The organism is Paracoccus methylovorus (assembly GCF_016919705.1).
Lineage (GTDB): Bacteria > Pseudomonadota > Alphaproteobacteria > Rhodobacterales > Rhodobacteraceae > Paracoccus > Paracoccus methylovorus.
In genome coordinates this window covers 1,036,234-1,062,207 of record NZ_CP070368.1, presented here as the reverse complement: position 1 = coordinate 1,062,207, position 25,974 = coordinate 1,036,234, and the positions used below count along the sequence as shown (strand labels likewise).

Sequence of the window (25,974 nt, the reverse complement as noted above, 5' to 3'; positions counted from 1 at the left end):
TTGGAACGCCGGTCCTGCTGTCCTAAGTTTTTCCCGACTGTATTATCTAGGACGGCGGAGTAAAGAATGGGTGAACGGCCGGAGCATTGGGTCTTTGCCTATGGCTCGCTGATGTGGGACCCGGGCTTTCCCGTGGCAGAGATGGTCCTGGCCCGGCTTGACGGTTATGCCCGCAGCTTCTGCCTGCGCTCGGTTGTCTATCGTGGCACCATCGAGGCGCCGGGGCTGGTGCTGGGGCTTGACGCCGATCCCGAGGCACATTGTCGCGGCCTTGCGCTGCGCGTGGCCGAGCCGGACTGGCCCGAGACGCTGCTTGGCCTGCGCGAGCGCGAACTGACCACCAACGCCTATGCCGAACTGGTTTTGCCGCTGGTGCTGGAGGACGGCCGGGCCATCGAGGCCATCACCTATGTCATCCGGCGCGATCACGACCAGTATAGCGGCCCGCTGAACCTGCAGGAACAGGCCCGAATCATCGCACGGGCACGAGGCGGGCGCGGGGCCAACGCGGATTACCTGTTCAACACCACCCGGCATCTGGCCCAGATGGGGGTCGAGGATCGGGTAATGGATGAATTGGCGCAACAGGTGCGGGGCTTGTTGCAACCGGGTGGGAAATAGACGCGATTTCCCCCACAGGGGACGCTTGGCAGGCGCGGGTGCGGCCTCTACAGTCGGGGTCGAATAGCAGCATGGGGGTCGAACTTGTCCCGGACTGACGCTGAACCGCCCGAGGGTCCACCCGCCACACCCGAAGGCCGCCGCTCTCGCGCCGCCCGACTGGCGGCCACGCGCGACGCGGGACCAAGTGGGGGCGGCCCTTCGCAGCCGCAATTCTCGCAGCCCGTACGGCAGATCCTGTTGATGCTGATCGTCCTCGTGCTGGTCGTGGCCGGGGCATGGTTCGCCTATGGCCGGATCGTTTCGATCTTTCACTCGAACGAATACCTCAACGGGCTGATCCTCGCCGTCTTTGTCATGGGCGTGTTGGGGTGCTTTCTGCAGGTGGCCGAACTCGTCAAATCCGTCAGTTGGATCGAGCGCTTCGCAGCCCGCCGCCGCAATGCCGCCGAAAGGGGCATCGACGCGGCTGAACCGACCGGCCCCGACGATGCGCCGCGCCTCTTGGCGCCTTTGGCCGCGTTGTTGGGCCAGCGTGGGCCGGCGGGCGGGGCGATCTCAACCGAATCCTCGCGCTCGATGCTGGAATCCGTGGCGACCCGGATCGACGAGGCGCGCGACATCACCCGCTATCTGGCCAACCTGTTGATCTTTCTGGGTCTGCTGGGGACGTTTTATGGCCTCGCCACCACTGTGCCTGCGGTGGTCGACACTATCCGCGCGCTGTCGCCCAAGGAGGGCGAGACCGGGCTTGAAGTCTTTAACAAGCTGATGTCGGGGCTGGAAACGCAGCTTGGCGGCATGGCGACCGCCTTTTCCAGTTCGCTTCTGGGCCTCGCCGGCTCACTGGTGGTGGGGTTGCTGGAACTGTTCGTGAGCCATGGCCAGAACCGCTTCTATCGCGAGCTTGAGGAATGGATGTCGGGGTTCACCCGCATCGGACTTGGCGGTGCAGAAGGGCAGGGACTGGGCGAGGCGGCGTTGGCCGGCTTTGTCGAGCGCGTCGAGGCGCAGCTTGCCGGCATGCAGGAATTCTATCTGCAGCGCGATGAATTGCGCGACGAAGAGGCCACTGCCGCCGACCAACGCTCGCTGGCGCTGGCGCAGGGGGTGGAGCGGTTGGCCGGACTGCTTGGCTCGGACCGTGACGAACTGGGCGCAGCCCTTGCCGCTGAACGCGAGGTGACGGCGCAGGCGCTGGCCGGTGTGGAACGTGCAGTTGCGGCCTTGGCCGAGCCGCGACGCGACCCAGATCTGCTTGCCGCGCTGGACCGGCTGGCGGCCGAACCGCGGCATGATCCGGCGCTGCTGGCGGCGGTCGAGCGGGTCGCCGAAGGTCAGGCTCGGCTTGCTACGCTGGCCGAAGTGCCGCCTCCACCCGCCTTCGATCCTTCCGCGCTGGACGGGGTGCTTGATCGGCTGGCCGATGGGCAGGCCCGGCTGGTGACACTGGCCGAGGCGCCCGTGCCGGCAGTGGACAACTCGCGGCTGGTTCGTGCGCTGGAGCGGCTTGCCGAGGGGCAGGATCGTATTCTGGAACTTGGCGCGCAGCGGCCAACCGCGGGCGACGATCCCGAGGCACGGATGCGGCTGCGTTCGATCGATGTGCAACTGGGCCGGCTGGTCGAAGAAACGGCCAGCAACCGCGATGGGTTGATTGCCGAGTTGCGCAGCGATCTGGCGGCCCTGACCCGCGCCATCCGCAATATGGAGCGCGGCGATGGGGCTTAGCCGAGGCGGCGGCAACCGGTTTTCGGCGACGATCTGGCCGGGATTCGTCGACGCGATGACGGCACTCCTGATGGTCATCATGTTCGTGCTGACCATCTTTTTGCTGGTGCAATCCGTGCTGCGCGACCAGATCGTCACGCAGGACAGCGAGTTGGATCAGCTTGGCCAACAGGTGGCCCAGCTTTCCGAGGCCCTGTCCACCTCGCAGGCGCAGGCCGCTTCGCTTGACCGTGACCTCGTGGCGGAGCGCGCGCGCCTATTGAGTTCGGAACAGGCGGTGGCCAGCGCCCGCGCCGAAATCGACGCCCAGACCGAGGCGGCGCGGCTGGCAGCCGCCCGACGCGAGGCGCTGGAGGCGTTGATCGTCGATTTACGGCGCCGTAATACTGAAACGCAGCAGGAGTTGGACGAAACCCAAGCCGCGCGGTTGACAGATGCTGCTGCCGCCGAGGCCCTGCGCGAACGTCTGGCGAATGCCGATGCCGAGCTTGACGCCACCACGCTGGAACTGGAAGCGGCGCGTAAGCAGGCCGAGGAAACGCTGACCCTGCTTGCCGCCGCCGAGGCTGCGAAATCGGAACTGGGCGAGCAGGCGGAAGCCCAGGCCAGCGAGGCCCAGAAACAGGCTGCCCTGCTGGCCTTGGCCCAGCAGCAGCTTTCCCAGCAAGAGGCGCTTTCGACCGAGGATCAGCGCCGTGTCGCGTTGCTCAATCAGCAGGTGGCGCAGTTGAACGACCAATTGGGCAGCCTCCGCGCCGTGCTGGACGCGACCGGCGAGGAGCGCAAGGAGGCCGATCTGCGGGCCGAGGATCTGGGGCGGCAACTGAACCTCGCCCTGCTGCGCGCCACCGAAGAGGAACGCAAGCGCCGTGCACTGGAAGAAGAGGCGCGCGTGAAGGCCGAAACCGAGGCAAAGGATCTGGCGCGTTATCGTTCTGAATTCTTCGGACGGCTGTCGCAGATCCTTGCGGGACGCGAAGGCGTGCAGGTCGTGGGCGACCGCTTTGTCTTTTCATCCGAAGTGCTGTTTGCGACGGGCGAGGCAACGCTCTCGACCGAAGGTCAGGCGCAGATCGCCCGGGTGGCGGACATGCTCAAGCAGATTTCCGGCGATATACCGCCGGAAATCGACTGGATGATCCGCGTCGACGGGCACACCGACAACCTGCCGCTTTCGGGGCTGGGGCGCTATCGTGACAACTGGGAACTCAGCCAGGCCCGGGCGCTGGCGGTGGTGCGCTACATGGTGGATGAGCTGGGCTTCCCGGCGACCCGCCTTGCACCTGCCGGCTTTGCCGACACCCGTCCGGTGGCACAGGGGGACACGCCCGAGGCCCGGGCCCAGAATCGCCGGATCGAGTTGAAACTGACCGAACGCTAGGCACGATGACGACGCATCGGTCGCGCCTAATGGATTATTCCCGCAGCAAGTATGAACCGCCCTCTGGCCCCGGTCACAGGCCGGGCGGCGCGCTGCGGGATCAGCTTTCCTGCGGTGCGGGTTCGCGTGGCGGGCGTCCGATAATGTCGCGCAACGCGTCGAGTTCAATGAAATTGTCGGCCTGACGACGCAATTCGTCGGCGATCATCGGTGGTTGACTGCGCATGGTCGACACCACCGAGACACGCACGCCCAGGCGCTGAAGCGCCTCGACCAACGGTCGGAAGTCGCCGTCGCCCGAAAACAGGACCGCGTGGTCCAGTCGTGGCGCCAGCTCCATGGCATTGACCACCAACTCGACATCCATGTTGCCCTTGACCTTGCGGCGACCCAGCGCATCGGTATATTCGCGCGCAGGTTTCGTTACCATGGAATAGCCATTGTAATGCAGCCAATCAACCAAAGGGCGAATTGGTGAATATTCCTCGTTCTCCAGCAGTGCCGTATAATAATAGGCGCGGACCAGTTTTCCGCGCCGTTCGAATTCCTGTCGTAGCAATTTGTAGTCGATATCAAATCCCAACGACTTTGCCGCGGCATATAGATTCGACCCGTCAATGAACAACGCCAGCCGGTCGTCCTTGTAAAACACGTTTCCCCCGAGATGTCTCGAAACCTAAATCAGAATGCGAACTTAGTCCTCGTTGCGCTGGGTGCAAACCTGACTAGTTCGGCAGGTTTGCCGGCGGACAGTCTGCGGTTTGCCTTGGGTAAAATCTTGGAATTACCTCAGGTTGTGCCGCTTGCCGTAAGCCGTCTCTGGATTACGCCGGCTTTTCCCCCCGGTTCGGGTCCCGAATATGTGAATGCCGCGGCCACTTTTCGCTGCGCCTATCCGCCGGAACAACTTTTGCGCGAGCTGCACGCGATCGAGGCTGAACTGGGCCGCAAGCGCGACGGCGCGCGGTGGCAGGCGCGCGGGCTGGATCTGGATCTGCTGGCCCACGGCGATCTGGTGCTGCCCGATGCCGCGATGCAGCAGCACTGGCGCGACCTGCCGCCCACAAAACAGGCGCTGCTGGCCCCCGAGCGGCTGATCCTGCCCCATCCCCGCATGCAGGATCGCGGATTCGTCCTGGCGCCCTTGGCCGAGATCGCGCCGGGCTGGGTGCATCCGTCATTGGGGCTAAGCGTGGCGCAGATGCTTGCTGCTTTGCCACCCGAAGCTTTGGCAGGAATGAGGCCTGCGGGTGCTTGACATTTCCACGACAAGCCCCCAAATATCCGGCTTTGCCCCTGCACCCCGATTCCAGCTGATAAGGTGACCGATGGCCCGCGTTACAGTCGAAGATTGCGTCGATAAGGTTCCAAACCGTTTTGACCTGGTGATGCTGGCGTCCCATCGCGCGCGTGAAATCGCGGCTGGCAGCCCGCTGACCATCGATCGTGACAACGACAAGAACCCCGTTGTCTCGCTGCGCGAGATCGCGGATGAAACCCAGCCGGTGGACGAGCTGCGCGAACGCATGATCGAGGCCAATCAGACCCAGATCGAGGTCGATGAGCCCGAAGAAGACGCGATGGCCCTGCTGCTTGGCGCCGAGATCGACCGTCCCAAGCCCGCCGACGAAGAGTCGGAAGAGCGCATGCTGCGCATGATGCTGGAAGCCCAGGGCAGGAACTGATCCAAAGGTCTTCGGCACATCATGATCGACGTCGAAGACCTCATCGCGCTTATCCGCAATTACAATCCGCGCACAAACGCCGATCTGATCCGCGATGCCTATGAATACGGGCGTCGCATGCATGAGGGGCAGTTCCGCCACTCGGGCGAGCCTTATTTCACCCATCCTGTGGCCGTCGCTGCCATCCTGACCGAAATGCGGTTGGACGATGCCACCATCGTCACCGCGCTTTTGCATGACACGATCGAGGACACACGCTCGACCTGGGCCGAGGTTGCGCAGATATTCGGGCGCGAAATCGCCGAATTGGTCGACGGGGTCACCAAGCTGACCAACCTGCAGCTTTCGGGCGCGCATTCCAAGCAGGCCGAGAATTTTCGCAAACTTTTCATGGCGATGTCGCGCGATCTTCGCGTGATTTTGGTGAAATTGGCCGACCGTCTGCACAATATGCGGACCATCAAGTCGATGCGCACCGACAAGCAATCGCAAAAGGCGCGCGAGACCATGGACATCTATGCGCCGCTGGCCGGCCGCATGGGCATGCAATGGATGCGCGAAGAGTTGGAAGACCTTGCCTTCAAGGTTCTCAACCCCGAGGCGCGCAATTCCATCATCCGCCGCTTTGTCAGCCTGCAACGCGAATCCGGCGACGTCATCCCAAAGATCACCGCCGATATCCGGTCCGAACTTGAACGCGAGGGGATCGAGGCCGATGTCTATGGCCGCGCCAAGCGTCCCTTCAGCATCTGGCGCAAGATGCAGGAAAAGCAGCTTTCCTTCTCGCGGCTGTCGGACATTTACGGTTTTCGCATCATTACCCGGACCGAGCCGGACTGTTATCGCACGCTGGGCGTGATCCATCACCGCTGGCGCGCGGTGCCGGGCCGGTTCAAGGATTACATCAGCCAGCCCAAGGCGAACGGCTATCGCTCGATCCACACCACCGTCTCGGGCCGGGACGGCAAGCGGGTCGAGGTTCAGATCCGCACCCGTCAGATGCACGAGGTTGCGGAAGCCGGCGTGGCCGCGCATTGGGCCTATCGCGACGGGGTGCGCACGGCAAACCCCTTTGCCGTCGATCCGGGCGAATGGATCGCCAGCCTGACCGAGCGTTTCGGCGAAGAGGATCACGACGAATTCCTCGAGCATGTGAAGCTCGAAATGTATTCCGACCAGGTATTCTGCTTTACGCCCAAGGGCGACGTGATCCCGCTGCCGAAAGGCGCGACACCGCTGGATTTCGCCTATGCCATCCATACCCGGCTGGGCAGCTCCTGCGTCGGGGCCAAAGTGGACGGCATCCGCGTGCCGCTGTGGACGCGGCTCAAGAACGGACAGTCGGTCGATATCATCGCCGCTTCCGGCCAGCGCCCGCAGGCCACCTGGCTGGATATCGTCGTCACCGGCCGCGCCAAGGCGGCGATCAGGCGTTCGCTGCGGCAAGAGGATCGGACGCGCTTTATCCGTCTTGGCTCGGAACTGGTCCGGGTGGCCTTTGAACACATGGGCCGCAAGGTCAGCGACAAGGCATTGCGCACCGCGGCCAAGACCATGGCGCTGCCGGATGCGGATGAGCTGCTGGCGCGGATCGGCAGTGCCGAGATCTCGGCCCATGACGTGCTGACCACGCTTTATCCCGAACTGGCCGAAAAGCGCAGCGAGATCGACGCCAAGCGCGCGGTGGCGGGGCTGGAAGCCGATCAGGAATTCACCCGCGCGCCTTGCTGCAATCCGCTGCCTGGCGAGCGTATCATCGGCATCACCTATCGCGGCAAGGGCGTGGTGATCCATGCCATCGACTGCCCGGTCTTGGCCGAGTTCGAGGAAAGCCCGGGACGCTGGGTCGATCTGCACTGGCGCGAGGGTCAACACCCGGCGGCGTATTCGACCATGCTGTCGCTGACCATTCGCCATGACGCGGGCGTGCTGGGCCGGATCTGCACGCTGATCGGCGCGCAGGGCGCGAATATTTCGGATCTGGAATTTCTTGATCGCAAGCCGGATTTCTATCGCCTGCGGGTCGAGGTCGAATTGCGCGACCGCGAACATCTGCACGCGCTGCTGACGGCACTGGAAACCGAAAGCGACGTGGCGCAGGTTTCGCGCATCCGCGATCCTTCCGCCCACCTTAGCTGAGGCGGGACCGGCATGTTCAAAAGACGCAAGCCGCTGAGCTATGCTCAGATGTGGACCGAAATGTTTTATCCACGCTCTGGGTGGAAGCGCGCGTCGAAATATGTGCTGCATCGGCTGCGCCGCTTGCCGGATCAGCCGCATCGGGTGGCGCGCGGCTGGGCTTGCGGCATCTTCATTTCCTTCACGCCCCTTTTCGGCTTTCACTTCATGGGTGCCGCGGCTCTGGCCTGGATCATTCGCGGCAATATCCTGGCGGCACTGCTGGGCACGTTCATCGGCAATCCGCTGACCACGCCCTTTATCGCGCTGACCTCGGTCGGGCTGGGTCGCTGGATGCTGGGGACCGAAGGCAAGTTCACCCCGCACCTGATCTTTGACGAATTCGCCCGTGCGGGCAGTGAGTTGTGGAACAACCTGCTGGCCCCGCTAAGTGCCGAACGCACAGCGCATTGGGACCAGTTGCTGCAATTCAACGAGCAGATCTTCCTGCCCTATCTGGTGGGGGGTATCCTGCCCGGGTTGGCCGTCGCGATCGCGGCGCATTACATGACCGTGCCGCTGATCCGCGCCTATCACCGCCATCGCGAAAAGCAGATGGCCGAGCGTATTGCCCGCGCCAAGGCCCGGCGCGAGCAGGAACTGGCGCAAAAGCGCTAAAAACCCAGACGGTCGCGCAGCGAATACCAGCTCATGCCGGCGACCAGCAGTGGCCAGCGCAACGCAGCCCCGCCCGGAAATGCCGGTGAGGGCAGGGCGGCCATGGTATCGAATCCCGCGCCTTGACCCAGAACCGCCTGTGCCATCAGCTTGCCGGCAAGCGTTGCCAGCGCCAGCCCATGCCCCGAATAGCCGCTGGCCGACAGGCAATTCGGCGCAGGCCGGGCAAAACAGGGCATGCGGTTCATGGTGATCGCGAGCGTGCCGCCCCAGGCGTGAGTCAGCTTCACATCGGCAAGACCGGGATAGATCTGCAACAGCGGCTTGCGCACCTTGGAAAAGATATCGGCGGGAAAGCGATAGCTGACGTTTTCTCCACCGCCGAAGATCAGCCGGCCCTCGGGGTCCAGCCGCCAGTAGTTCACCACGAATTTCGTGTCATGCACGCCGATATCCCGGGTCAGCACCTCGGCGGCGCGCGCGCCCAAAGGCTCGGTCGCGACGATGAAATTGTTGATCGGCATGACGCGGGCCGCGACATGGGTATCGAGATTGCCCAGATAACCATTGGTCGCCAGAATGACATGATCGCAGGTCACGCTGCCCTTGTCGGTCTGCACTACGGTCTTTTCGCCCGCGCGCCTTGCGTGGCGGATATGGTGGACATGGCTTAGTTCGCGGATGCGGGCACCGGCGGCATCGGTCAGACGAGCCATGCCGATGGCCAGATCCAGCGGGTTCAGATGTCCGGCGCCATGGTCCAGCTCGCCCGCGATATAGGCCTGCGACGGGACCAGAGCGCGAAAGGCGTCGCGATCCAGCGCCTCGATGCGGTCATAGCCGTAGTCCCGGGAAAGCTTGTCGATCATCGCGCAGGCATGGTCGAATTCGGCCGACTTGCGGAAGGCATGCGCGATGCCGTCGGCAACCGGCACCCCAGAGCGCGTTGCCAGATCGCGGGTCAGACGCTTGGCCTCTTCGGCCATGTCCCAAAGCCGATGTGCGGTCTCGATACCGGCCAGTTTTTCCAGTTCATCGACCTCCAGCCGCTGGCCCGAGCCGAGCTGGCCGCCATTGCGCCCCGACGCGCCAAAGCCGACGCGATGCGCCTCAAGCAGCATCACGTCGCGCCCCGCCTCGGCCAGATGCAGCGCGGCGGACAGGCCGGTATAGCCTGCGCCGATCACCACCACGTCGGCGCGCTCTTCACCCCGCTGCTGGGGAAAGCCGGGCAGGGGGTCGCGGTTCGCGGCGTAAAGGCTGGGCGGATATTCCCCAAGCCGGTCGTTGGAAAACAGCAGGTTCATACGTTCAGCAACAGATGCTCGCGTTCCCACGGGCTGATGACTTGCAGGAATTCCTTGTATTCATTTCGCTTGACGGATTGATAGACGGCAATGAATTCGGCGCCCAGCACGTCGCGCATCGCCGGGTTCTCATCCATCAGATCCAGCGCGTCGCCCAGGTTATAGGGCAACTCGTCCTCGGACATATAGGCGTCGCCCAGACATTCGGGGCGCGGATTCTCGGCTTCGATCAGGCCCAGATAGCCGCAGGCAAGACTGGCGGCGAGCCCCAGATAGGGGTTGCAATCCATACCGGCCAGCCGATTTTCCACCCGCCGCGACTCGGTGCCCGAAACCGGCACGCGCAGCCCGGTAGTGCGGTTGTCGCGCCCCCACTCCAGGTTGATTGGCGCTGCAAAATCAGGGACATATCGACGATAGCTGTTGACATAGGGCGCCAGCAGCGCGACCGACGCGGGCAGGTGCTTTTGCATACCGGCGATAAAATGCAGGAAGGCCGGGGTCTCGCGTCCCTGTTCGTCGGAAAAGATGTTGCGCCCGTCGGCCAGTCCCACGACCGAGTGGTGGATATGCATGGCGCTGCCCGGTTCGCCCTCGATCGGCTTGGCCATGAAAGTGGCGAAACAGTCGTGGCGCAGTGCCGCCTCGCGGATCAGGCGTTTGAAGAAAAAGATCTGGTCGGCCAGATGCACCGGATCGCCGTGGTTCAGGTTGATCTCGACCTGACCGGCGCCGCCTTCCTGCAGGATGCCGTCGATTTCGAACCCCTGCGCCTCGGCAAAGTCATAGATGTCGTCGATCACCTTGCCGTATTCGTCCACCGCCGACATCGAATAGGCCTGCTTGGCGGCGGCGCGGCGGCCGGTGCGGCCCATGGGCGGCATAATCGGCTGGTTCGGGTCGATGTTGCGCGCGACCAGAAAGAACTCCATCTCGGGCGCGACGATGGGGCGCCAGCCGCGCTGCCGATACAGGTCCACCACGCGTTTGAGCACGTTGCGCGGCGCAATCGGCACCGGGTTGCCATTCTGATCGCTGACGTCGTGGATCACCTGCAAGGTCACGTCCGCCGTCCATGGCGCTGCGGCCGTGGTCGAGAAATCCGGCGTCAGGATCATGTCCGGCTCGGTGAACGCCCCCGAGGGGTTGTCGGCCCAATCGCCGGTAATGGTCTGCAAAAAGATCGAATTCGGCAGATAGAACCGTTCCTGATGCGCGAATTTCGAGGCGGGCATGGCCTTGCCGCGCGCCACCCCCGCAATGTCAGCGACGATGCATTCCACCTCGTCCAGCCGGCGGCCGGCCACATAGTCCTGGGCGGCCTGCGGAGTTTCCTCGATCCAATGCGGTTTCATGCCGCCCCCTGTTTGATATGTTCTCGAAAAGCGCGCGGCGCCTTGAAAAAGGCCTCGATCCGGTCGGCGATGCCTGCGGATTGCCGCGCCTCGCCCATGCGCGCGCGCGCGCCGTCCAGAAGCGGCTCGGGCACGTTCCCCTTGGCCCGGTGCTCGATCAGGCCATGGATAAAGGTATCGTCGAATTCCGGATGCGCCTGCACGGTAAAGGCATGGTCGTCATAGACAAGTGCTGCATTCTCGCAAAACGGGCTGCTGGCGACGACTTCGGCGCCGTCGGGCCGGTCGATGACCTGATCCTGATGCCAGGCGTTCAGCGTCACGCGTTCGCCGCCGAAATCGTAATCCTGCGCACCGACGGCCCAGCCGCGCGGGTGCTTGACCACCTTGCCGCCTAGCGCCTGGGCGATGATCTGATGGCCGAAACAGATGCCGACCATTGGGATATGTTCGGCATAGGCGCTGCGGATGAACCCCTCCAGCGGGGCGATGAAGGCATGATCTTCATAGACCCCATGGCGCGAGCCGGTCAGCAGCCAGCCCTCCGCGTCGTGGACGCTATGCGGAAACTCCATGTTTTCCACATGATAGCTGTCGAAGTTAAAGCCCCTGCCGGCAAGAAGCCGTTCAAACATGGTGTCATAGTCGCCCAACTCGCCACGGAGTTCCTGGGGCGATTGGCCGCATTTGAGAATGCCGATGCGCATGATGATTGGCCTGTCGGTTGTTCCCCCCGAAGCTAGTCGGGCGCGGCCTTCCGGGCAAGAGGCCGTAGCCCTTTTGGCGGGGCTGGCCGTTGGGCTGGACGCGCGCTAGGGTTGCGGCGAAATCAGCAGAAAGGATCGGCCATGGCTGGACTTCGCCCCGATGTTGACCCTGATGGGTTGCAGGAATTCTCGGTCGTTTTCACCGACCGCTCGCTCAATCACATGTCGCAGAAGTTCCAGGGCGCGATGCGCGACATCTCGGCAACGCTGCGCGAGGTCTATGGGGCCGAGGCGGTAGCGCTGGTCCCGGGCGGCGGCACCTGCGCGATGGAGGCGGTCGCCCGGCAATTCGGCCGCGACGCCCATGCGCTGATCGTCCGCAACGGCTTTTTCAGCTATCGCTGGAGCCAGATCTTCGAGGCCGGCGGTTTCACGCGCCAGACCACGGTGATGATGGCGCGGCCTCAGGGCAACGAGCCCCGCGCGCCCTTTACCCCCGCGCCGATTGACGAGGTGGTGGCCAAGATCCGCGAAACCCGCCCCGATGCGGTCTTTGCCCCGCATGTCGAGACGGCGGCCGGCATGATCCTGCCCGACGATTACATCAAGGCGCTGGCCGATGCCGCGCATGAGGTGGGGGCGATCATGGTGCTGGATTGCATCGCCTCGGGCGCGATCTGGGTCGATATGCGCAAGACCGGCGTGGACGTGCTGATTTCGGCGCCGCAAAAGGGCTGGTCGGCCTCGCCCTCGGCCGGGATGGTGATGTTGTCGCCGCGCGGTGCAGATCGGTTGGAGGCGACGACCAGTGACAGCTTCGCACTGGATCTGAAAAAATGGCGCGCGATCACCAAGGCTTATGAAGACGGCGGCCATGCCTATCACGCCACGCTGCCCACCGATGCGCTGCTGGGCCTGCGCGATGCGATGAACGAGACACGCGATTTCGGCTTTGAGGCGGCCCGCGAGGCGCAATGGCGGCTGGGTGATGCGGTGCGCGAAGAGCTGGCGCGCCGCGGGCTGCGCTCGGTCGCGGCGTCGGATTTTGCCGCGCCAGGCGTCGTCGTTTGCTATACCGACGACCCCGAGGTGCAAAACGGGCGCAAGTTCCTGTCCGCCGGCTATCAGATCGCGGCGGGCGTGCCCTTGCAAGTCGGCGAAGGCGAAGGCTTCCGCACCTTCCGTATCGGGCTGTTCGGGCTCGACAAGCTTGGCGACGTCGACGGAACGCTGGCACGGCTGATCCCGGCCTTTGACGCGGCGCTTTGACCCGATATTTTCCCGGCGGGCAGGAATTCGCGGCCCGCCGGGAACGATCTGCGCTCCTTGCGGGTTTGTCATCTGAAAATGGATACACCCTCTGAAAGGACATTATCATGGCAAATCACGAAGCCACCGCAGACGAGTTGAAAGCCAAGGCACGTGACGCGGCTGACGACGTCGGCCGCCACGCCCGCCGTGCGGCCGACGAGGCCGGAGAGGCCCTTGACACCGCCCGGGAAAAAGGCGCCGAGCTTTACGAGACGGCTCGCGAGAAAGGGGCCGAATACGTCGAGACGGCCAAGAAACGCGGTGCGGAATATGCGGAAACGGTGCGTGAACGCGGCCATGAATATGCCGAACGCGCCCGTGACGAGGCCCGCCGTCTTTACAGGCAGGGCGAGCGTCAGGCCGGTGAAGTCGCAGCCCATGCCGAGGAATATTACGACGAGGTCTCGGACATGGTGCGCCGCAATCCCGCACAGGCACTGGGTATCGCGGCCGGTGTCGGCTTCCTACTGGGCCTGATCATCGCGCGTCGCTGAGAACCGGGATGTTCGACTATTCCAGAAACCTGCAGCTTGCCCTGACGGACAAGCTGCGCCGCGCCGGGCTTGGCGCCGGGGCAGGGGTTGCACTGCTGGTCGGGGCGGGCTTTCTGCTGGCGGCGTTATGGACCTGGCTTGCGCATCATCTGGGTTGGGGGTCGCTGGGCGCTTCATTGGCCATCGGCATCGGCTTTGTCCTGATCGGGCTGGTGGTGATGCTGATGGCGAAAAAGGAACGCCATCCGGTGCCCACCACCGACGAGTTGAAATCCGAGGTGGAAGAGCGGCTGATGCTGGTTGCCGATGCAGCCATCGGCAAAGCCACCGGCGCGGCAGATGCAGCGTTAGAGCGTGCCTCGCAAAAAGCCAACCGGTTGATGGAGCAGGCCGAACAAAGGGTGCATTCTGTCACGGATAACCTGTCCTACAAGGCCGATCTGATGGTCGACCGGGCCGAGGCGCGGGTTTATGGGGCAGCCCGCAGGGCAGGCGAAACCGTCACCGACAAGCTGGGGTTATCGCCTGATACATTGCGCCGGGCCTCGGGTCAGTTGCACGAGGCATCGCAATCGCGCGCCGCTCCCTTCGCGCCGCTGATCGGAGCTTTCGCCGTGGGCATCACTTTGGCCACGCGTCTGCAAAACCGGCGACACCGCGACAACGGTGCCAAGGATTGGGACTGACGACTCTTACTAAGAAGTATTTGCAACCAATTGATAATAAAGACCCCGCCGATGGCGGGGTCCTTTGTTCCGGGGCAGGAGCCTGCTGTCAGGCATTCGCCTCGCGGATTTTATTGGCGGCATCCTTGTCATAGGCGATGCCAGCCTTGTCCAGAAGCTGGTCCAGCTCGCCCGACAGCGTCATCTCGGTAATGATGTCGCAGCCTCCCACAAACTCGCCCTTGATATAAAGCTGAGGAATCGTTGGCCAATCCGAGAAATCCTTGATCCCTTGCCGGACCGTTTCATCGGCAAGGACGTTCACGTCCTGATAGGGGACGTTCATATAATTCAGTACCCCGGCAACCCGGCTGGAAAAGCCGCATTGGGGCATTTCCTTGGTGCCTTTCATGAACAAGACGACATCGTTTCCGTCGATCGTCTTCTGAATCTGCTGGCGTGCGTCGGTCATTCTGCTGGTCCTTACTAAAGCGCCGCCGCGGTTGCGACGCTTACGGTTGATCTTATTCCGGTGCCTTGGTGGTCAGCGCCAGTGCGTGCAAAGCCCCGCTGGGCCCGTCCATATGGCCCTGCAAGGCGGCATAGACAGCCCGCTGCTGCTGCACGCGGTTCTGGCCGCGGAAGCTTTCGTCGATCACCTCGGCGGCATAATGATTTCCGTCCCCGGCAAGGTCGGTGATCGTGATCTTGGCTTGCGGAAATGCAGCGCGGATCAGGTTTTCGATGTCCTGGGCTTCCATCGCCATGGCGGATCCTTTCTTTGTTCTCCATGATGTAGGGGATGCCCGCGCGGGCCGCAAGATCGACCGCTGCGGCATTGCTGCCGGACCCGACCATGCCCGAAGAAGACAGCTCGCCGGCGTGTCTGGAGTTTATATTGATAACCGGGATTATGTAATATAAATGGCTCCCGATTTGCTTCATCCGCCCAGTTTACGACTTATTATCCAATTCCCGCACCAGCACTTTCTTTCCTTGCCTTCGGGGCATAGCCTGCGAAGCGAATCCACCGTAATTTCCGCAATCACGCCAAGCGGCGATCATATGCAAGGAGATCCCATGGCCGTTCGTCCTCCGGTTTGCGATTTCGGTGCCAAGGCGCCGGACTTCACGCTGCCAGATCCTGATGGGCGCATGTTTTCATACGGCGACATCTCGGGCGCGCGCGGCACGCTGGTGATGTTCATCTGCAACCATTGCCCATATGTGCAGGCAGTGATTGACCGCATCCGGCGCGACGCGGACGAGCTGCAGAAACTTGGCGTGGGCGTGGTGGCGATCTCGGCCAATGATGCCGATGAATACCCGCAGGATGCGCCCATGCAGATGAAGATCGAAGCCCGAAAGCACGGCTTTACCTTCCCGTATCTTTACGATGAAAGTCAGGCGGTTGCGCGCGCTTATGGTGCCGAATGCACGCCGGATTTCTTTGGCTACAATGCCGCCGGAGAATTGCAGTATCGCGGCAGGCTCGATGCCTCGGGACGAAATCCGGCACCACCAGATGCCCGGCGCGAGCTGTTCGAGGCCATGGCGCAGATCGCCGAAACCGGGCAGGGTCCGCGCGAACAGGTGGCCTCGATGGGCTGTTCAATCAAATGGAAGGCGTGAATGAATATCTGCTTTGCCCCCTGCCCCGTGGTTTTCGACCTTGATGGCACGCTGATCGACAGCGTCCCCGACATTCATGCCTGCGTGAACGCGGTCTTGCGCCTTCATGGCGTTTCCCCGTTGACACTGGATCAGGTCCGCGGGTTCGTCGGCGGTGGCGTCGATCTGCTGTGGCGCCGGGTCATCAGCGCAACCCGGCTGCCGACCGAAGCGCATCGTGATCTGGTGGCCTCGTTCATGACCCGCTATCACGACGCCACCGGCCTGACCCGGCTTTACCCCAATGTGGCCGAGACCTTGGGGGTATTGGCTGATCGGGGCTATCCGCTGGGGATCTGCACCAACAAACCCTTGGGACCGACACGGGCGATTCTGGATCATTTCGGCCTAGCGCAGTTATTCGGCGTGGTCGTGGGCGGCGATTCCCTGCCTGAACGCAAGCCCGATCCGGCGCCGTTGCTTGCGGCATTCGCCGGGCTGGGCGCCGATCCGCACAAGCCGCGCGGGGTCTATGTCGGCGACAGTGAATTCGACGAGGAATGCGCCCGCAATACCGGCGTGCCTTTCCTGCTGTTCACCCGCGGCTATCGCAAGACGCCGGTGGAAAAGATGACGCATCACGGCACCTTCGACGATTTCGCAAGCCTGCCCCTGCTGGTGGAAGAGACCGCAGCCGTCGGTTAGGTCTGCTTGCGGGTGCTTGACAGAACGCCGAAACGGAACGATCCGTCGCCGCATGCCGCCATCCCGGCCGGACCGAAGCCCAAGGAGCTTTGCATGGACCTTCGACAACTGACCCCCGACCTTGCCGTCGCGCCCCAGATCCACCCCGAGGACCTGCCCGCCCTGGCCGAGGCCGGTTTTCGCGTATTGATCAACAACCGCCCTGATGACGAGGTCGGCCCGGAAGAGGATCACGAGGCGATGCGCGCGGCGGCCGAAGCGGCAGGGATGGAATACCATTTCAACCCCTTTACCCCCGGGCAGATCACCCCGCAGATGATCTCGGCCCAGGCTCAGGCGCTGGCGTCGCCCGGTCCAAAGCTGGCCTATTGTCGCTCGGGCAACCGCTCGACCGTGCTTTGGGCACTGGCGCGTGCCGGGCAAGAGCCGGTGTCGGACCTGCTCGAAACCGCAGCGCGTGCGGGTTACGATCTTGCGGGGGTCCGGCCATTGCTCGAATCACTGGCCCGGCAAGGCGACTGATCTGCCCGCGATCTGGAACCTGCGAGGCCGTTGACGGGTTTCCCATGCAACGGCCTGCGGCAGGACGGATACCCCGTTTGGCCCGCCCAACGGAGTAATTGCCATGAACTCGATCATCTATCTTGTTGGCCTTGTCGTCGTCGTGTTGTTCATCCTTGGACTTCTTGGTCTACGCTGACGTCACCTGCGATTGTGCTGGCCTTTCGCGCCCCTCTGCGTTACCGGAGGCGCAAATTCTGAAAAAGGCCCCATATGGACATCCGCAATATCGCGATCATCGCCCACGTCGACCATGGCAAGACGACCTTGGTCGATCAGCTGCTGAAGCAATCGGGCAGTTTCCGCGAAAACCAAGCTGTGGCTGAACGCGTGATGGACAGCAACGATATCGAACGCGAGCGCGGTATCACCATCCTAGCCAAGGCCACCTCGGTCGAGTGGAAAGGCACGCGCATCAATATCGTGGACACCCCCGGCCACGCCGATTTCGGTGGCGAGGTCGAACGTATCCTCAGCATGGTGGACGGTGTTTGCCTGCTGGTCGATGCGGCGGAAGGTCCCATGCCGCAGACCAAGTTCGTCACATCGAAGGCGCTGGCGCTGGGGCTGCGGCCCATCGTGATCCTGAACAAGGTCGACAAACCCGCCGCCGACCCCGACAAGGCGCTGGACGAGGTCTTCGACCTGTTCGCAAACCTCGACGCCAGTGACGAACAGCTTGATTTCCCGCATCTTTACGCCTCGGGCATTGGCGGATGGGCAGATGAAGCCCTTGACGGACCGCGCAATGGCATGTCCGCGCTTTTCGATCTGGTGCTGCGCCACGTTCCGCCGCCCAAGCAGATCGCGCGTCAGGACGAACCCTTCCAGATGCTGGCAACGACGCTTGGCGCCGACCCTTTTATCGGCCGCATCCTGACCGGGCGGGTCGAGGCCGGGCGTGCCAAGGCCGGAGATACGATCAAGGCGCTGTCGCGTGACGGCGAGCGGATCGAGCAGTTCCGCATCTCGAAGGTTCTGGCCTTTCGCGGCCTGACCCAGCAGCCGATCGAGCAGGCCGAAGCGGGCGACATCGTCACCCTTGCCGGCATGTCAAAGGCCACCGTGGCCGATACGCTTTGCGCTGTCGAGGTGGACACCGCCCTGCCCGCGCAGCCCATCGATCCGCCGACGATCAGCGTCACTTTCGGCATCAACGACAGCCCCCTTGCGGGTCGCGACGGCAGCAAGGTGCAGTCCCGGGTGATTCGCGAGCGGCTGATGAAAGAGGCCGAAACCAACGTCGCAATCAAGGTCGAGGACACGCCCGGCGGCGATGCCTTTATCGTTTCCGGCCGCGGTGAACTGCAAATGGGCGTCCTGATCGAGAATATGCGCCGCGAGGGGTTCGAGCTGTCGATCTCGCGCCCGCGGGTGATCTTCCGCGAAGAAGACGGCGTGCGTCTGGAGCCGATCGAAGAAGTCATCATCGATGTCGATGACGAATATACCGGCGTAGTCATCGAAAAGCTGACCGGTGATCGCAAGGGCGAGATGGTGGACATGCGCCCCGCTGGCCATGGCAAGACCCGCATCATCGCCCATGTGCCCTCGCGCGGGTTGATCGGCTATCATGGCGATTTCATGACCGACACGCGTGGCAACGGGGTGCTGAACCGCATCTTCCACGGCTGGGCACCCTACAAGGGCTCGATCCAGGGTCGCCGTCAGGGGGTGCTGATCTCAATGGAAGACGGGGTTTCGGTGGCCTATGCGCTGTGGAACCTGGAAGAGCGCGGGAAGATGTTCATCGGCGCGCAGGAACAGATCTATCAGGGCATGATCATTGGCGAGCATTCGCGCGACAACGATCTTGAGGTGAATCCGCTCAAGGGCAAGAAGCTGACCAACGTGCGTGCCTCGGGCACGGACGAGGCCGTGCGCCTGACGCCCCCGGTCCGCATGTCGCTGGAACAGGCCATTGCCTATATCGACGATGACGAACTGGTCGAGGTCACGCCGAAAAGCATTCGCCTGCGCAAGCGCTATCTGGACCCGCATGAACGCAAGCGCCAATCCCGCGCCGAAGGTTGAACTTATTTCATCGCCAATGGATTACAGGCTTTCGTATTGACGAAAGCCTGTTAGATTTAGTGCAAATCGCTTCGGGAGCGGCGAATGGAAGGCCGGGGCAATATCTATCAGAGCTTGATTTTCGCAGCCCAGAAGCATCTGGAGGAAACCGGGAGTCTTCCGGCAGATCCTGCTGAGCTTGCGCGGCGCACAGAGGCGACCGAGGCCGAAATTCACAGCATGTTCCGCTCGACCGAAGAGCTGCATGAGGCGTTGATCTATCACACGGTCACGCTTTTGAACGATGCGCTGCGCGAGGGTGTGATCAAGGCCAATGCCAGCGATCCTATCGAACAGATGCATTCGATCGCGCACAGCTATCTGGACTGGGCAGAGCGGAACCCGACGCTGTTCCGGCTTATGGTCGAGGGGCTTAATGGCCCGATCAAGCCGGACAGCGCACTGCACCGTTACACCAGTTCGATGCGCGATCTGTATCACCGCAAGCTGACCGAGGCGCAGCGGCTGGGTATCCTGGCCGAAGATACGGACATTGAGCTTACGATCATGATGCTGCATTGCCTGGTCAAGGGCGGGAACATGATGTTCCTGACACGCAGCACTGATCCCTGGTTCGATGGCGACACCCGCTCGACCCGCGAACTTTCCGAAAGGATTTTCGCCGAGTTCATGGGCAATCTGGTTCGGGCCAATGCCGTGGCCGCCGGCAAGGACGGCTGAGATTTCCGCCTAGATCTGGCGTTCGGGCAGGTTCACGACCAACCCGTCCAGTTCCGGCGTCACCTTGATCTGGCAGGTCAGGCGCGAACGCACCGGATCGGGTTGCCAAGCGAAATCCAGCATATCTTCTTCCATGGGATCGCGGGGCGGCAGCCGGTCCACCCATTCCGCCGCGACATAGACATGGCAAGTCGAACAGGCACAGGCGCCGCCGCAATCCGCATCTATGCCGGGAACACCGTTGTCGCGCGCGCCCTCCATCACCGTCATGCCGGGTTTGACGTCGATTTCATGGGCGGTGCCGTTGTGCTCGATATAAGTGATCTTGGCCATGGGTGCCTTCCTTGCGCTTTCCGTCGCAAATAGGTCATTGCGCCGCCAGATAAAAGCCCTGCCCCCTGTCTTGGTTTCCGGCATTCCGCCGATATCCGGCAAATGGCGCCAGCCCGATTTTCCGCCGGGCGGACGGGTCAGAACAGTGATTTCTGGCCCTTGGGCTCTGGCGGCTTGCGAGGTGATTTGGCCGGGGGTGTGTCGGGCCGTGCGACCAACCGACCATCGAGGAACTCGATCTCGAAACGGGGCGCCTGCGCAGCCTCTGTTGCGCTGACAAGTAACCCCGAGGGTCCATGCACAACCGCGAATCCCCGGCGCAAGGTTTCCCTGTAACCCAGCGTCTGACGCAACCGGTCAAGCCGCTCCAGCGCCTCGCGTCGCGGCGGCAGGATGCGCACGGCCACGGCGGAAAGCCTTGCCGCCCGCCGGTCCAGCGTGCCGCGGTCCCGGGCGATCTGGCGCGCGGTGTCGGCCAGCATTCTTCCCCGCGCCCGCTCCAGCCGATGGCCCAGATCGGCCAGACGTTCGGCCCGGCGCTGATTAAGCCGGGCCAGACACAGCGGCAGACGTTGTGCCTGCGCTTGCAGCGTATCGCTGCGGTTGCGCAGCATGCCGCGCAAAGCCGAAAGCGACAGCGGCAGCGCGCTCAACCGGTCGCGGCGGGCGCGTACGAAACCCCTTAGCGCCGGCTCCAGCCGTTCGGCGAACAGGTCGAACCGCTGCCGGGCCGGGGCAGTCAGCGCCTGCGGCCGGCCAAGCGCGCGGCCCAGATCCGTCAGCCGCTGGCGCTGGCGCTGGCTGCGGGTCTGCGCGGCGCGCATCATGCGGACCTGAATCTCGGTCACGCGGGCGGCCAGTTCGGCACGCACCGGCACTGCCATCTCGGCAGCGGCGGTGGGCGTCGGCGCGCGGCGATCCGAGGCGAAGTCGATCAACGTGGTGTCCGTTTCGTGCCCCACGGCCGAGATCAGCGGGATCTGGCTGTCGGCTGCGGCACGGACCACCGCCTCCTCGTTGAAGCCCCACAGATCTTCAAGGCTGCCGCCGCCGCGTGCGACAATGATCAGGTCGGGGCGCGGGACAGGGCCGTCCTTGGGCAGCGCGTTGAAGCCTTGGATCGCGGCAGTGACCTGAGGTGCGCAGGCCTCGCCCTGCACGGCCACGGGCCAGATCAGCACATGCGTTGGGAAACGGTCGCGCAGCCGGTGCAGGATATCGCGGATTACCGCACCCGAGGGCGAGGTCACCACACCAATCACCCTCGGCAGATAAGGCAGCGGGCGCTTGCGGGATTCGTCGAAAAGCCCCTCGGCCGCCAGCGCCTTGCGGCGCTTTTCCAACATCATCATCAGGGCGCCGGCGCCGGCCGGCTCGATCTCTTCGACGATCAGCTGATATTTCGACTGGCCGGGAAATGTGGTCAGCCGGCCGGTGGCGATGACCTCGATCCCCTCTTCGGGGCGGGTGGACAAACGCGCCGCCTGCCCTTTCCAGGTCACGGCCGAAATCACCGCGCGGTCGTCCTTGAGATCAAAGTAAAGATGCCCCGACGAGGGGCGCGAGACGCGGCCGATCTCGCCCCGCACCCGGACGCGGCCAAATTCCCCTTCCAGCACGCGTTTCACCGCCCCCGAAATCTCGGATACGGTGAATTCATGGATATTGCTGGGGGCGGTGTCTTCGAAAAGTTCCATACCCCGGTTGTGGCGCGTGGTGCGCGTGGGATCAAGGGGCCGGATGCCTTGGCTATTGATCCCGCGCGGACCAGTTCCTAGAAGGCCCCAGACATTCGCAAAGGGGCCTTTCGCATGAACATCCTGATCTTGGGCAGCGGCGGGCGCGAACATGCGCTGGCCTGGGCGATCCGGCAAAATCCCAAATGCGACCGGTTGTTCGTCGCGCCGGGCAACGCCGGGATGGAGCATATGGCGCGGCTTGCGGATCTGGACATCCTGTCCGGCCCCGCCGTGATCGGCTTTTGCGAAGAAAATGCCATCGATCTGGTGGTGATCGGCCCCGAGGCCCCGCTGGCGGCGGGCATAGCCGATCTTTTGCGGGCGGCCGGAATACTGGCCTTTGGCCCGTCCAGGGCGGCCGCGATGCTGGAAGCCTCGAAAAGCTTTACCAAAGAGGTTTGCGATGCCTGCGGCGCACCTACCGCAGCATGGGCGCGCTTTGACGCCGCCGACCCGGCGCGCGCCTATATCCGTGAAAAGGGCGCGCCCATCGTCATCAAGGCGGACGGGCTTGCCGCCGGCAAAGGTGTCACGGTTGCGATGACCGAGGCCGAAGCCATTGCCGCCGTGGATGATGCTTTCGGCGGCGCGTTCGGCGATGCGGGCGCCGAGGTGGTGATCGAGGAGTTCATGGAAGGCGAGGAGGCGAGCTTTTTCGTCCTGTGCGATGGCAAGGACTGTCTGCCCATCGGCACGGCTCAGGATCACAAGCGTGTGGGCGACGGCGACACCGGGCCGAACACCGGCGGCATGGGGGCCTATTCCCCTGCGCCTGTGCTGACCCAAGCCCTGCAGGATCAGGTGATGGATCAGATCGTGCGCCCAACCGTGGCCGAGATGGCGCGGCGCGGCACACCGTTCCAGGGCGTGCTTTACGTGGGCTTGATGATCGCGGACGGTCGCGCGCGGCTGGTGGAATACAATGTCCGCTTCGGCGATCCCGAATGCCAGGTGCTGATGATGCGGCTGGGCGCGCAGGCGCTGGACCTGATCCTTGCCTGCGCCGAGGGCCGGCTTTCCGGCATGACGGTCAGTTGGGCGGATGATCATGCCCTGACCGTGGTTCTGGCCGCGCAGGGCTATCCCGGTGCTTATGAAAAGGGCAGCGTAATCCGTGGGCTGGATACTCTGGCCGAGGATAGTTTCCGCATGGTCTTTCACGCCGGGACCGTACGTCGGGGGGGGCAGATCGTTGCTACCGGCGGTCGGGTGCTGGCCGCGACCGCGCGTGGCGCGACGCTGGCCGAGGCGCATGAGCGCGCCTATGCACTGGTCGATTCCATCGACTGGCCGCAGGGGTTCTGCCGCCGCGACATCGGCTGGCGCGCACTTTGAGGCGTTGCGCAGTTGGCGCGGCCGCATGGGTATTTGGGCAACGAAGAAATCTGCGCGGTGTGGCGGTGCATCTGTGCGGCTCCGGGCGGATGATTTCAAATCCTGCGTGTTTTTTGTCTTTTCAAGCGGGTGGCGGCGGACTTATAGTCCGCGCCATGACTCGGATGCAGCAGATCATTGCCACGGACCCGCACGCCCATGACGGCACGCGGCCTGCTGTGAACCTCCGCGGTCTCCTTCTTCTTACGCTGCGCTGAGCGGGTCTCCGGGCCGCCGCTCAGTCAGGTTCGTGCCCGGACCCTGCAAGCTTGAAGAAGGATTCCCAAATGACCGATCCGAACCGCGTATTGATTTTTGACACCACGCTGCGCGATGGCGAGCAGTCGCCCGGCGCCACCATGAGCCATACCGAAAAGCTGGACATCGCCGAAATGCTGGACGAGATGGGCGTCGATGTGATCGAGGCCGGTTTCCCCATCGCCTCGGAAGGCGATTTCGCCGCTGTTTCGGAGATTGCGAAGCGCGCGAAGAACTCGGTGATCTGCGGTCTGGCCCGCGCCCAAATCCCCGATATCGACCGTTGCTGGGAAGCCGTGAGGCACGCGAAACAGCCGCGCATCCACACCTTTATCGGCACCTCGCCGCTGCATCGCGCCATTCCCAATCTGGACATGGACCAGATGGCCGCGCGCATTCATGAGACCGTGACCCATGCCCGCAACCTGTGCGACAACGTGCAATGGTCGGCCATGGATGCCACCCGAACCGAGCATGACTATCTGTGCCGGGTAGTGGAGATCGCCATCAAATGCGGCGCAACCACCATCAACATCCCCGATACCGTAGGTTATACTGCGCCGCGCGAATCCGCCGAGCTGATCCGTATGCTGCTGGAGCGGGTGCCGGGCGCGGATACGGTGATCTTTGCCACGCATTGCCACAACGATCTGGGCATGGCGACGGCGAACTCGCTGGCCGCAGTCGAGGCAGGGGCACGGCAGATCGAATGCACGATCAACGGACTGGGCGAGCGCGCCGGCAATACCGCGCTGGAAGAAGTGGTGATGGCGCTGAAGGTGCGTCACGACATCATGCCCTATACGACCCGTATCGACACCACCAAGATCATGGGCCTGTCGCGCCGGGTATCGCAGGCCTCGGGCTTTCTGGTGCAGCCGAACAAGGCCGTGGTCGGCAAGAACGCCTTTCTGCACGAATCCGGCATTCATCAGGATGGCGTGCTGAAGAATGTCGAAACCTTCGAGATCATGAAGCCCGCCGATATCGGCCTGCACGAGGCCAATATTGCCATGGGCAAGCATTCCGGCCGTGCCGCTCTGCGCGCCAAGCTGAAAGAGCTGGGTTATGAGATGGGCGACAACCAGTTGCGGGATGTATTTGTCCGCTTCAAGGCGCTGGCCGATCGCAAGAAAGAGGTCTACGACGACGACCTGGTTGCGCTGGTGCAGGATACCACCACGAATACCGAGGACGATTATCTGCAGGTCAAGCATCTGCGCGTCGTCTGCGGCACCGACGGGCAATCCGCCGATCTGACGATGCTGGTCGGCGGCGAGGAACAGGCCGTTCATGCCGAGGGTGACGGCCCGGTCGATGCGTGCTTCAACGCCGTCAAGATGATCTGGCCGCACAAGGCGCGCCTGCAGCTTTATCAGGTTCACGCCGTGACCGAGGGCACCGACGCCCAGGCCACCGTCACCGTGCGGATGGAGGAAGAGGGGCGGATCGCGACTGGGCAAGCCTCGGACACCGATACCATCCTGGCCAGCGTCAAGGCCTATGTCGGGGCGCTGAACCGGTTGAAAGCGCGTCGCGACATGGTCGGCGAAGGCGCCGATGCCAAGCAGGTCAGCATGTATTCGCACTGATGCTGAACGATTAAAGGCAAGGGGCGGCGGTCAGGCCGCCCCTTTGCGTTCTACGAAGCCAAGGTCGATGCCCTTGAGAAAGGGAAAATCGTCGGCCAGTTCATGCTGGAACTCGGCCGGGCTGAGTTGCTGGAACCATTTTGGAAATTTGGCGACGATGGTGGCGACGGAATCGCCCTCGTCCCAGCGTGTCTGCACATAGCCCAGACCGTCGATATCGGTGAAGGCGGGAAGGTGCTTGGGCAGCTGAAAGTGGTTATAGGCATAGATGCAGCGCCCCGGCCCGCGCATGCGCACTGCGGCACCTGCCCCCAGAAAGGGCTGATGCGCGCGCCAGTAGCTGATCGGCTGCCCCTCATAGCTGCCCATGACTAGTCCCTGCGGATAGCTGATGGCAAAGCCCGGCAGGTCTGAAAAGCGCCGGGCGTGGCGACGGATGCGGTCAACGTGATGGCGGCTCAGGGCATCGTCGTCATCGACCCGGAACTGGATCACCGGCTGGCCGGCCGCCTCGGCCGCTTCGCGCAGGGGTTCGCGCAGCGCATTCACCGTCTCGCGCTTGTCCGAAACGATCAGCCGGATCTGCGGCACTCCGGCGCAAAGATCGCGCAGCCGGTCCAGCGAAGGTCGCGGCATTTCGGGCGAGGTCAGGATCCAGAAGCGGAAATCCGGGTCGGTCTGTGCCATGACCGAGGGCAGGCACAGCGTCTCAAAGGCGATAAAGCGTCGCTCCAGCCGCTCGGGCGCATAAAGCATGGCGCGGCGCTGCGCCAGAAGATCGGCGATACTGACCGCCTGCCCCGCCGTTCCGGCCCAGTCGCACCTGCCCAGAAAGGAAAAGCGGCAGATCCCCACGATATCGTCCCGCAAACCCTGCCCCTTTTATCGTCACCCGAACCGCCGAAACCCTATCAGGCCGCGCCGTCCGGTCAAGCTACGGGGCTGGCCACGCGGATCGTTGCTGCGCAGCACGGTGCGGTTCATTTTTTCGGGT

The 25,974-nt window shown here is 63.3% G+C and carries 26 protein-coding genes; 17 read left to right on the top strand and 9 right to left on the bottom strand.

Annotation, left to right across the window (positions count from 1 at the left end; translation table 11 throughout):
* Positions 1 to 66: 66 nt before the first annotated feature.
* The 3 genes from JWJ88_RS05295 to JWJ88_RS05285 all read left to right on the top strand — a co-directional run bounded on the left by JWJ88_RS05295 (position 67) and on the right by JWJ88_RS05285 (position 3,733).
* Positions 67 to 621, top strand: a complete 555-nt coding sequence (locus tag JWJ88_RS05295) for a gamma-glutamylcyclotransferase (RefSeq protein ID WP_205295054.1) — start codon at positions 67 to 69, stop codon at positions 619 to 621.
* Positions 622 to 705: 84 nt separating this feature from the next.
* Positions 706 to 2,352 carry a hypothetical protein gene (locus JWJ88_RS22045; RefSeq protein ID WP_205295053.1) on the top strand — a complete coding sequence of 549 codons (1,647 nt, stop codon included), beginning with the start codon at positions 706 to 708 and terminating at the stop codon, positions 2,350 to 2,352.
* Positions 2,342 to 3,733, top strand: a complete 1,392-nt coding sequence (locus JWJ88_RS05285) for a peptidoglycan -binding protein (protein WP_205295052.1) — start codon at positions 2,342 to 2,344, stop codon at positions 3,731 to 3,733. Before JWJ88_RS22045 ends, JWJ88_RS05285 begins: the two co-directional genes overlap by 11 nt.
* Positions 3,734 to 3,833: 100 nt before the next feature.
* Here JWJ88_RS05285 and JWJ88_RS05280 read toward each other — a convergent pair whose 3' ends face one another.
* Positions 3,834 to 4,385 (bottom strand): LabA-like NYN domain-containing protein, encoded by a 552-nt coding sequence (locus JWJ88_RS05280; protein ID WP_205295051.1) that lies wholly within the window; start codon positions 4,383 to 4,385, stop codon positions 3,834 to 3,836.
* 12 nt (positions 4,386 to 4,397) lie between these two features.
* Between JWJ88_RS05280 and folK the strand changes: the two genes are divergently transcribed.
* The 4 genes from folK to JWJ88_RS05260 all read left to right on the top strand — a co-directional run bounded on the left by folK (position 4,398) and on the right by JWJ88_RS05260 (position 8,214).
* Complete coding sequence (gene folK, locus JWJ88_RS05275) at positions 4,398 to 4,991, top strand: 2-amino-4-hydroxy-6-hydroxymethyldihydropteridine diphosphokinase (protein WP_205295050.1); 594 nt, start codon at positions 4,398 to 4,400, stop codon at positions 4,989 to 4,991.
* A 70-nt stretch (positions 4,992 to 5,061) separates the two neighbouring features.
* Entirely contained in the window at positions 5,062 to 5,418 is a 357-nt protein-coding gene (gene rpoZ / locus JWJ88_RS05270; protein WP_205295049.1) for a DNA-directed RNA polymerase subunit omega, read from the top strand.
* Between the two features lie 21 nt (positions 5,419 to 5,439).
* Positions 5,440 to 7,557 carry a RelA/SpoT family protein gene (locus JWJ88_RS05265; RefSeq protein WP_205295048.1) on the top strand — a complete coding sequence of 706 codons (2,118 nt, stop codon included), beginning with the start codon at positions 5,440 to 5,442 and terminating at the stop codon, positions 7,555 to 7,557.
* Between the two features lie 12 nt (positions 7,558 to 7,569).
* A complete protein-coding gene (locus tag JWJ88_RS05260) occupies positions 7,570 to 8,214 on the top strand; it encodes a DUF2062 domain-containing protein (RefSeq protein ID WP_205295047.1) in 645 nt (214 codons plus the stop codon).
* Here the strand turns inward: JWJ88_RS05260 and JWJ88_RS05255 are convergent.
* The 3 genes from JWJ88_RS05255 to JWJ88_RS05245 are packed head-to-tail and all read right to left on the bottom strand — an operon-like array spanning position 8,211 to position 11,583.
* The gene (locus JWJ88_RS05255) at positions 8,211 to 9,521 is read right to left on the bottom strand and encodes an NAD(P)/FAD-dependent oxidoreductase (RefSeq protein WP_205295046.1); all 1,311 of its coding nucleotides are present in this window, start codon (positions 9,519 to 9,521) and stop codon (positions 8,211 to 8,213) included. The genes JWJ88_RS05260 and JWJ88_RS05255 overlap by 4 nt on opposite strands.
* Entirely contained in the window at positions 9,518 to 10,876 is a 1,359-nt protein-coding gene (locus JWJ88_RS05250) for a glutamine synthetase family protein (protein WP_205295045.1), read from the bottom strand. The genes JWJ88_RS05255 and JWJ88_RS05250 overlap by 4 nt, the downstream gene beginning before the upstream one ends.
* Positions 10,873 to 11,583 (bottom strand): type 1 glutamine amidotransferase, encoded by a 711-nt coding sequence (locus JWJ88_RS05245; RefSeq protein WP_205295044.1) that lies wholly within the window; start codon positions 11,581 to 11,583, stop codon positions 10,873 to 10,875. The genes JWJ88_RS05250 and JWJ88_RS05245 overlap by 4 nt, the downstream gene beginning before the upstream one ends.
* A 141-nt stretch (positions 11,584 to 11,724) precedes the next feature.
* Here JWJ88_RS05245 and JWJ88_RS05240 point away from each other — a divergent pair, with 141 nt between their 5' ends.
* The 3 genes from JWJ88_RS05240 to JWJ88_RS05230 all read left to right on the top strand — a co-directional run bounded on the left by JWJ88_RS05240 (position 11,725) and on the right by JWJ88_RS05230 (position 14,074).
* Positions 11,725 to 12,852 (top strand): aminotransferase class V-fold PLP-dependent enzyme, encoded by a 1,128-nt coding sequence (locus JWJ88_RS05240; RefSeq protein WP_205295043.1) that lies wholly within the window; start codon positions 11,725 to 11,727, stop codon positions 12,850 to 12,852.
* A gap of 107 nt (positions 12,853 to 12,959) precedes the next feature.
* Positions 12,960 to 13,388, top strand: coding sequence for a DUF883 family protein (locus JWJ88_RS05235; RefSeq protein ID WP_205295042.1), 429 nt, complete (start codon positions 12,960 to 12,962; stop codon positions 13,386 to 13,388).
* A gap of 8 nt (positions 13,389 to 13,396) precedes the next feature.
* Positions 13,397 to 14,074, top strand: coding sequence for a phage holin family protein (locus tag JWJ88_RS05230; RefSeq protein WP_205295041.1), 678 nt, complete (start codon positions 13,397 to 13,399; stop codon positions 14,072 to 14,074).
* An 88-nt stretch (positions 14,075 to 14,162) separates the two neighbouring features.
* On the opposite strand, the gene grxD is transcribed toward JWJ88_RS05230, so the two are convergent.
* Positions 14,163 to 14,525 (bottom strand): Grx4 family monothiol glutaredoxin, encoded by a 363-nt coding sequence (gene grxD / locus JWJ88_RS05225; RefSeq protein ID WP_205295040.1) that lies wholly within the window; start codon positions 14,523 to 14,525, stop codon positions 14,163 to 14,165.
* Positions 14,526 to 14,577: 52 nt separating this feature from the next.
* Complete coding sequence (locus JWJ88_RS05220) at positions 14,578 to 14,820, bottom strand: BolA/IbaG family iron-sulfur metabolism protein (protein WP_205295039.1); 243 nt, start codon at positions 14,818 to 14,820, stop codon at positions 14,578 to 14,580.
* A 313-nt stretch (positions 14,821 to 15,133) separates the two neighbouring features.
* Between JWJ88_RS05220 and JWJ88_RS05215 the strand changes: the two genes are divergently transcribed.
* The 5 genes from JWJ88_RS05215 (at position 15,134) to JWJ88_RS05195 (ending at position 19,684) form a co-directional block, all read left to right on the top strand.
* A complete protein-coding gene (locus tag JWJ88_RS05215; protein WP_205295038.1) occupies positions 15,134 to 15,685 on the top strand; it encodes a thioredoxin family protein in 552 nt (183 codons plus the stop codon).
* Entirely contained in the window at positions 15,686 to 16,369 is a 684-nt protein-coding gene (gene gph / locus JWJ88_RS05210; RefSeq protein ID WP_205295037.1) for a phosphoglycolate phosphatase, read from the top strand. It abuts the gene before it with no gap.
* Positions 16,370 to 16,462: 93 nt separating this feature from the next.
* Positions 16,463 to 16,891, top strand: coding sequence for a TIGR01244 family sulfur transferase (locus JWJ88_RS05205; protein ID WP_205295036.1), 429 nt, complete (start codon positions 16,463 to 16,465; stop codon positions 16,889 to 16,891).
* Between the two features lie 252 nt (positions 16,892 to 17,143).
* Entirely contained in the window at positions 17,144 to 18,964 is a 1,821-nt protein-coding gene (gene typA, locus JWJ88_RS05200; RefSeq protein WP_205295035.1) for a translational GTPase TypA, read from the top strand.
* Between the two features lie 84 nt (positions 18,965 to 19,048).
* Entirely contained in the window at positions 19,049 to 19,684 is a 636-nt protein-coding gene (locus tag JWJ88_RS05195) for a TetR/AcrR family transcriptional regulator (RefSeq protein ID WP_205295034.1), read from the top strand.
* Between the two features lie 9 nt (positions 19,685 to 19,693).
* Here JWJ88_RS05195 and JWJ88_RS05190 read toward each other — a convergent pair whose 3' ends face one another.
* Together JWJ88_RS05190 and xseA are read right to left on the bottom strand one after the other, a co-directional pair.
* Positions 19,694 to 20,017 carry a 2Fe-2S iron-sulfur cluster-binding protein gene (locus JWJ88_RS05190; protein ID WP_205295033.1) on the bottom strand — a complete coding sequence of 108 codons (324 nt, stop codon included), beginning with the start codon at positions 20,015 to 20,017 and terminating at the stop codon, positions 19,694 to 19,696.
* A 137-nt stretch (positions 20,018 to 20,154) separates the two neighbouring features.
* Positions 20,155 to 21,714, bottom strand: a complete 1,560-nt coding sequence (xseA, locus tag JWJ88_RS05185) for an exodeoxyribonuclease VII large subunit (protein WP_205295032.1) — start codon at positions 21,712 to 21,714, stop codon at positions 20,155 to 20,157.
* A gap of 114 nt (positions 21,715 to 21,828) precedes the next feature.
* Here xseA and purD point away from each other — a divergent pair, with 114 nt between their 5' ends.
* Both purD and JWJ88_RS05175 read left to right on the top strand, forming a co-directional pair.
* Positions 21,829 to 23,091 carry a phosphoribosylamine--glycine ligase gene (purD, locus tag JWJ88_RS05180; protein WP_205295031.1) on the top strand — a complete coding sequence of 421 codons (1,263 nt, stop codon included), beginning with the start codon at positions 21,829 to 21,831 and terminating at the stop codon, positions 23,089 to 23,091.
* A gap of 326 nt (positions 23,092 to 23,417) precedes the next feature.
* Positions 23,418 to 24,980, top strand: coding sequence for a 2-isopropylmalate synthase (locus tag JWJ88_RS05175; RefSeq protein ID WP_205295030.1), 1,563 nt, complete (start codon positions 23,418 to 23,420; stop codon positions 24,978 to 24,980).
* A gap of 30 nt (positions 24,981 to 25,010) precedes the next feature.
* Here JWJ88_RS05175 and JWJ88_RS05170 read toward each other — a convergent pair whose 3' ends face one another.
* Positions 25,011 to 25,850 (bottom strand): putative rhamnosyl transferase, encoded by an 840-nt coding sequence (locus JWJ88_RS05170; RefSeq protein WP_205295029.1) that lies wholly within the window; start codon positions 25,848 to 25,850, stop codon positions 25,011 to 25,013.
* Positions 25,851 to 25,974 lie beyond the last annotated feature (124 nt).